Annotated in this window: 5 protein-coding genes and 1 pseudogene; 4 read left to right on the forward strand and 2 right to left on the reverse strand. The window is 68.8% G+C overall.

What is annotated here, in order from left to right:
- The 4 genes and pseudogenes from RJ03_RS36065 to RJ03_RS17945 form a co-directional block, all read left to right on the forward strand.
- A pseudogene (locus RJ03_RS36065) lies at positions 1–1,020 on the forward strand (hypothetical protein); the annotation flags it as partial.
- Positions 1,021–1,060: 40 nt separating this feature from the next.
- Entirely contained in the window at positions 1,061–1,930 is an 870-nt protein-coding gene (locus RJ03_RS17935; protein ID WP_245552316.1) for a serine hydrolase, read from the forward strand.
- A 163-nt stretch (positions 1,931–2,093) separates the two neighbouring features.
- The gene (locus tag RJ03_RS17940) at positions 2,094–2,969 is read left to right on the forward strand and encodes a serine hydrolase (RefSeq protein WP_036503931.1); all 876 of its coding nucleotides are present in this window, start codon (positions 2,094–2,096) and stop codon (positions 2,967–2,969) included.
- 156 nt (positions 2,970–3,125) lie between these two features.
- A complete protein-coding gene (locus RJ03_RS17945; RefSeq protein ID WP_036503933.1) occupies positions 3,126–4,157 on the forward strand; it encodes an ATP-dependent 6-phosphofructokinase in 1,032 nt (343 codons plus the stop codon).
- Between the two features lie 36 nt (positions 4,158–4,193).
- On the opposite strand, the gene RJ03_RS35080 is transcribed toward RJ03_RS17945, so the two are convergent.
- Together RJ03_RS35080 and RJ03_RS17955 are read right to left on the reverse strand one after the other, a co-directional pair.
- Positions 4,194–6,017, reverse strand: coding sequence for a serine/threonine-protein kinase (locus RJ03_RS35080; RefSeq protein WP_051024817.1), 1,824 nt, complete (start codon positions 6,015–6,017; stop codon positions 4,194–4,196).
- Between the two features lie 51 nt (positions 6,018–6,068).
- Positions 6,069–6,728 (reverse strand): response regulator, encoded by a 660-nt coding sequence (locus tag RJ03_RS17955; protein ID WP_036503935.1) that lies wholly within the window; start codon positions 6,726–6,728, stop codon positions 6,069–6,071.
- Between the last annotated feature and the right edge of the window lie 75 nt (positions 6,729–6,803).

Below are 6,803 nucleotides of genomic sequence, written 5' to 3' on the forward strand. Positions count from 1 at the left end.
GTGGCCGAGCAGGATTCGACACCGGGCTCCGACTACCGCACCCAACTGCTCGACCCGGCGCAGTTCGGCGACGGTCCCGACGTGACGGCGCGATCCGGTGCCGACACCGCCCTCGGATCGGACACGGATCTGCAGCCCGGTGAGAAGACCGAACTGATCGACGTCTCCCAGTTCCGAACCGGCGGCGCCGATCGCACGCCCGGCGCCGAGGACAACACCCGTTTCCTCGACGTTTCGCAGTTCGGCACCGTCGCGCAGGCAGCGGGCGATACCCAGTTCCTCGACGTCGGCCGGCCGGACGACGAGGACTACGGCGACGACACCCGCTACGCCGACGATCTGCGCTACCGCGACGACGCTCGCTACGACGAGGACGACCGATACGACGACGACCGATACGACGAAGCCCGGTACGAGGACGACGACCGCTACGCCGACGACGACTACTCCGATGACGAATATGCCTTCGCGGCAACGGGTTCGGAAGACGGGCGAAATGCGAAGCGCTCGCGATCGGTCGCGGTTCCGGTCGTTCTCGGCGTCCTGAGTGCGGCGGTCCTGGCCGGCCTCGGCGTCGTCGGCTGGCAGGTCTTCGGCTCGTCGGGCGGCAACGATCACCCGGCCACCGCGGCGGGGCCGGCCGCCCCGGCGGTGACCGCCCAGCAACCGGCGACCAGCTCCGCGCCGACCACGACCGCGGCGCCGACCACGACCGGCACATCGGCCAACCTTCCGGTCGGCGCGACGCCGTGCTCGCAGACATCGACGTCGCAGGGCTCGTTCGGCAAGACCGCGACCGGATCCGAGGTGACCTCCTGCGGTTTCGCGGAAGCGGTGCGCAAGGCGTACGCCCAGGCGGCCGAATCACACGGCGCGACCAGCGCGGCCACCGCCGAGGCCAGCACCTCGATCATCGCGGTGAGTCCGGTGACGGGCCGGTCCTATCCGATGACCTGCACCAGCTCGGGAAAGGTCGTCACCTGTACGGGCGGTGACAACGCGGTGGTCTATGTCTACTGACCCGACGCCCACCGGGCGCCAGGGTCGGCGGCGGTTGTTCTTGGCAGTTGTCACACTTCTCGTTTCGGCGTGCGCGGCACACGGTGCCGCGGTCAGCACCGGCCCGGGCCTGGCCCGGCCGGCCACCGACATGGTGCGCCCGGCGCCCGTTCCCCACTCGACGCTCACCCTGCCCAGCGGTCTGGTGGCCGGTTTCGCCAACCTGCGCGCGCAACTACCGGGTCGCATGGGCCTGGCGGTGATGGCCGTGGGCGGCGACCACGTGATCACCCTCGGCGACTGGACCACCGGCGTCGCCTGGTCGACGATCAAGGTGCCCCTCGCCCTGGCGGCGCTGCGCCGGGATCCGGTCGGGCTGGCCGATGTCGCCCAGGCCGCCATCACCGCCTCGGACAACGATGCGGCGCAAGCACTCTGGATCGCGCTGGGCGGCGGCGAACCCGCGGCCGAAGCGGTCGAGGCGGTGCTGCGCGAGGCCGGCGACACCACCACCGATGTCGCCGACCGGCACAATCCGGATGCGCGTCAATCCATCGACGACCCGATGGTTTTCGGCGCCACCCAGTGGAGTCTGGTCGATCAGTTGCGCTTCGCCGCCCGGCTGCCGTGCCTGCACAACGCCTCACGGGTGGTGGATCTGATGCAGCAGATCACCGACAGCCAGAGCTGGGGCCTGGGTTCGTTCGTCGGCGCCGAGTACAAGGGCGGCTGGGGGCCCGACGACGACACCGGAGCCTATCTGGTCCGCCAGTTCGGCCTGGTGCCCACCTGGTCCGGCCAGCTCGCGGTAGCCCTTGCGGCACAACCGGATTCGGGATCCTATGATGACGCGGTCGAAATGATGGACCGGATGTCGGCGCTGCTGTCCGAACACGTGCACGAACTGCACGGCGGCGAATGCGAGCGGTGATTGCGCAGTCGTCTCATATGCGCCGCCGACGGTCCGCGCATTTGACCCGCGGGCCGCGACCGCACACAATTCCTCGTCTGACGGATGGTGCCGTGCGGGGCCGTCCGCACGATGTGGAGGTGAACGGGTGCACGCACCACTCCGGCCGAGCACGAAGCGGGCCATGGCTTTTCGAGTGTGCCGCTGCGCGGCAGCGCTGCTCGGGGCGAGCCTGTTACTGAGCCCCGCGGCCTGCTCGAACGCCACCGACACCCCCGCCGCGACCACGACGACCCGGGCGAGCACCTCGTCCGCTCCCGTCACGATGTTCGCGCTGCCGGGTTCACTGGCAGCCGATTTCACCGCGCTGCGACCGAGTCTGGACGGACGCGCCGGTATGGCGATCATGCCGGTCGGCGGCCAGCGCACCGCACAGATGGGCGATTGGACCACCGGGCCGTCCTGGTCGACGATGAAAGTTCCGCTGACCCTTGCCGTTCTGCGCACCAACGGCAACACCAGCACGTATCAGATGTCGGCGGCCATCACCGAATCCGACAACTCCGCGGCCGACGGGCTGTGGCAGGCGCTGGGCGCACCCGAGGCCGCGGCCAAGGCGGTGCAGACGGTGCTGCGCGAAGGGGGCGACACCACCACGACCGTCCCCGCGACCCGCTCGCGTGCCGAGTACTCCGCGTTCGGGCAGGCCGACTGGTCACTGGCCGACCAGGTGCGCTGGGCGTCGCGGCTGCCGTGTCTGCCCGATGCCGACACCGTGACCGCGCTGATGGGCAAGGTGGTCTGGGGCCAGCAGTGGGGCCTCGGACATCTGGACAACACTCGTTTCAAAGGTGGCTGGGGGCCGGATCCGAGCGGCAACTACCTGGTCCGCCAGTTCGGCCTGCTGACCACCCCCAACGGCGACGTCGCCATTTCCCTTGCCGCCCAGGCGACCTCGGGCACCTTCGACGACGGCACCCAGATTCTCAACAAGATGGCGGGCCTGATCACCAAACATCTCGACGACCTCCCGGCCGGACACTGCGCACCCGCGCAATAGCACCACTGCGCACCCGCGCAATAGCACCACTGCGCACCCGCGCGATAGCATCAGCGCGCCTGCGCGGTGACTCCTGTCCGTGGTAGCCGGTTGCTGTAACCGCCGGTTAACGGGGGCGGGGCTGCGCCGCGCGCCCGGGCGCGGCAAGATAGCGGCATGCGCATCGGAGTCTTGACCGGAGGCGGGGACTGCCCAGGCTTGAACGCGGTCATCCGAGCTGTCGTTCGCACTGCGAACGGCCGCTACGGTGACGCGATCGTCGGCTTCCAGGACGGTTGGCGCGGGTTACTGGAGGATCGCAAGATCCACATCCACAACGACGACCGCACCGACCGGCTGCTCACCAAGGGCGGCACCATGCTCGGCACCGCCCGCACCAATCCCGACGTGCTGCTCGAGGGCCTGGGCCGCATCAAACGCACCCTCGACGACAACGGCATCGACGCCCTCATCCCGATCGGCGGCGAGGGCACCCTCACCGCCGCGCACTGGCTCTCCGACGAAGGTGTGCCGGTGGTCGGCGTGCCGAAGACCATCGACAACGACATCGACTGCACCGACACCACTTTCGGTCACGACACCGCCGTCAGCATCGCCACCGATGCCATCGACCGGCTGCACACCACCGCGGAATCACATCAGCGCGTCATGCTGGTGGAGGTGATGGGCCGCCACGCCGGCTGGATCGCGATGAATTCCGGCATCGCCTCCGGCGCCCACCTCACCCTCGTCCCCGAGGTGCCCTTCGACGTCGACGAGGTGTGCAGCATGATCAAACGCCGCTTCCAGCGCGGTGATTCACACTTCATCTGCGTGGTCGCCGAGGGCGCGAAACCCGCCGAGGGCTCGTTCCATCTGCGCGAGGGCGGGGTCGACGAATACGGCCACGAGCGGTTCACCGGGGTGGCCCACCAGTTGGGCGTGGAGATCGAACGCCGTATCGGCAAGGAGGTCCGCACCACGGTGCTGGGCCACGTCCAGCGTGGCGGCACGCCCACCGCCTACGACCGCGTTCTCGCCACCCGCTTCGGCCTGCACGCCGCCGAAGCGGTCCACGACGGCCGGTTCGGCCAGATGGTGGCGTTGCACGGCACCGAGATCGGCCTGGTGTCGCTGGCGGAGGCGACGAAGCAGCTCAAGCTGGTGCCCAACGATCGGCACGGGGAAGCCGCCGCCTTCTTCGGGTGAGCGAGGTCCGCCGGCGGCCCCGGCGGCCCAGCTTGCCTAGGCGATGGGCATCTCGTTGCACCAGGTGTCGAACTCCTGGTACGTCTTGCCCTCCTCCAAGCTGGGCCAGTACTGGTTGTGCGCGACGATCAGATACCGCGACCGCGTCGAATCCCGGAAGGCGATGACCTTCCAGAATTCGTTCGGGATCGCGGAGTCGGCCGTCTTCCACATGTAGCTGTCGTATTCGACGTCGCCACCCGTGACGCCCGCTCCCTTCCGGTTCGCGGGCAACCCCGCGATCACGCGTTGCGCATCCGATGACGAGTCGTAGGACAGGACGGCGTATTCGGGCTTGTCCACCGCTCCCCAGCAGTCCCAGGCCGCGGTCCACGAACCCAGACGGAGATCGGCGGCGTCGCCCGGCGTGCGCAGAGTCTTGCCGTCGGTCTCACGGAAACAGGACTGGCCGTCGTATCCGTCGCCGCTGCTTCCCGCCCCCGAGGGCTTCACCAACTGCGGGAAAGTCGACTTCATGGCGGCGAAATCGTTGCCCTTCGAATTCTTCTGCAGCACCACCACGACGATCGTGACGACGATGGCCACCACAACGAGCACGGCGACGATGATCGCCGCCACCATCGCGCCCGAGCGCTTCGGCGGCTGCGGCCGGTAGCCCGAGCCCGGGGCGGGCGGGTAACCGGGTGGCGGCGCCGAATACCCTGCGGGAGAGGGGGTCGCGGCCGGCATCGGCACCCGAGCGGACGCGGCATTCGCCGGGCCGGCGGTGTTCGCGGCCGGCGAATAATGCTGTCCCCCACTGGGAACCACGGTAGGCACGCGAGCACCGTTCGCAGGCGGGTACCCCTGCGTGTGGGTGCCGGGATGCGGTCCGGTGGGCACGCCTGCACCGTTCCCAGGGGGGAATCCCTGCGTGTGGGTACCGAGCTGCGGTCCGGCGGGCACTCGCGCCGAGTTCCGAACGGGCGACGCTCCGCCCGGCCGGACAAGTGTCGGGGCCGCACCACTCATCGTCGGCATCCCCGCCGGCGCGTTCAGCGCCGCGCGCGCCGCGGCGGCGAATTCCATACAGCTGCCGAATCTTTCGGACGCCCGCTTGGCCATGGCGCGGGCGATCACCCCGTCCATCGCCGGAGACAACCCGGCACGCCGCGCGCTGGCGGGCGGTACCGGCAGTTGCAGGTGGCCGCGGATCACCTCGGTGGGATGTTCGGAGTCGAACGGCCCGGTTCCGGTGAGCAGCCAGTACAGGGCGCACGCCAGCGAGTACTGATCGGAGCGATGGTCGAGTTCGACACCGGTCATCTGTTCCGGTGAGGCGTAGGCCAGGGTGGCGGTGAACATGCCGGCCTGGGTGAGGTGCGTGGAATCCTCACGCAGACGGGCGATTCCGAAATCGGTGAGGAAGACCCGCTCCCCCTTGCCGCTCACCGCCCGGGCCAGCAGGATGTTGGCGGGCTTCACATCTCGGTGCAGCACACCGTTGCCGTGCGCGTAATCCAGTGCGTCGGCGACACCTTCGACGATCTGCACCGCACGCTCCGGCGGCAGCGTCAGCGGATCGACCGTGGCGGCGTCGACACCGTCCACGTATTGCATGCAGATCCACAGCTGATCGTCCTCGACGCCACGGTCGTAGACGGCGACGATGCCGGGATGGTCGAGTTGTGCGCACAGATCGGCCTCGCGTTCGAAGCGGGCGCGGATCTCGGCATCGGTGTACAGCTCACGATTCAGCAGTTTCAGCGCGGTCAACCGGGGCAGACGCGGATGCCGCGCCAGATAGACCGATCCCATCCCTCCCTGACCGAGCAGTCGCTCCACGGTGAAGCCGGCGAACACGTCACCGTTGTTCAACACCTACGTTCCCCCTTCCGGCGACGTACCAGGTGGGGATCCTACCCGGATCGCTCAGCCCGGCGTGACCAGGCCGGATTCGTAGGCGATCACCACGGCTTGCGCGCGGTCACGCAGATCGAGTTTGGAAAACACCTTGGACACATGGGTTTTCACGGTCTGCTCGGCGACGAACAGCGCCTCGGCGATCTCGGTGTTGGACATGCCCTTGGCGATCAGCTCGAGGACTTCGCGTTCGCGCGGGGTCAATGCGTTCAGGGCCGGGGCGGGTTTGGGGCGGGCGCGGCGGCGAGTGACATCGGCGATCAACCGGCGGGTGACCGTCGGCGCGAGCAGCGCCTGCCCCTCGGCCACGACGCGCACCGCGCGCACCAGTTCGTCGGCGGGTGCGTCCTTGAGCAGAAAACCGCTGGCGCCCAGGCCCAATGCCTCGTACACGTAGTCGTCGATATCGAAGGTGGTCAGCATCAGTACCCGCACCGGCGGATCGAATCCGGCGGCCAGGATGGCGCGCGCCGCCTCGAGCCCGTTCATCTCGGGCATGCGCACATCCATCAGCACCACATCGGGTCGCAGCCGTTTGGCCTCGGCCACCGCGATCGCGCCGTTGGCGGCGTCGCCGATGACGCTGATATCGGGCTGGGCGGCCAGCAGCGCGCCGAACCCCTGCCGGACCATCGCCTGATCGTCGGCGATCAATACGGTGATGGGCATACCCGCCTCAGAGGAATCTGATGATCGACAGCAGCCCCGCCACCAAGCAGTAGACCGCGAACGGCAGCAGCGTGC

Source organism: Nocardia aobensis NBRC 100429, from assembly GCF_000308375.1.
Classification (GTDB): Bacteria; Actinomycetota; Actinomycetes; order Mycobacteriales; family Mycobacteriaceae; genus Nocardia; species Nocardia aobensis.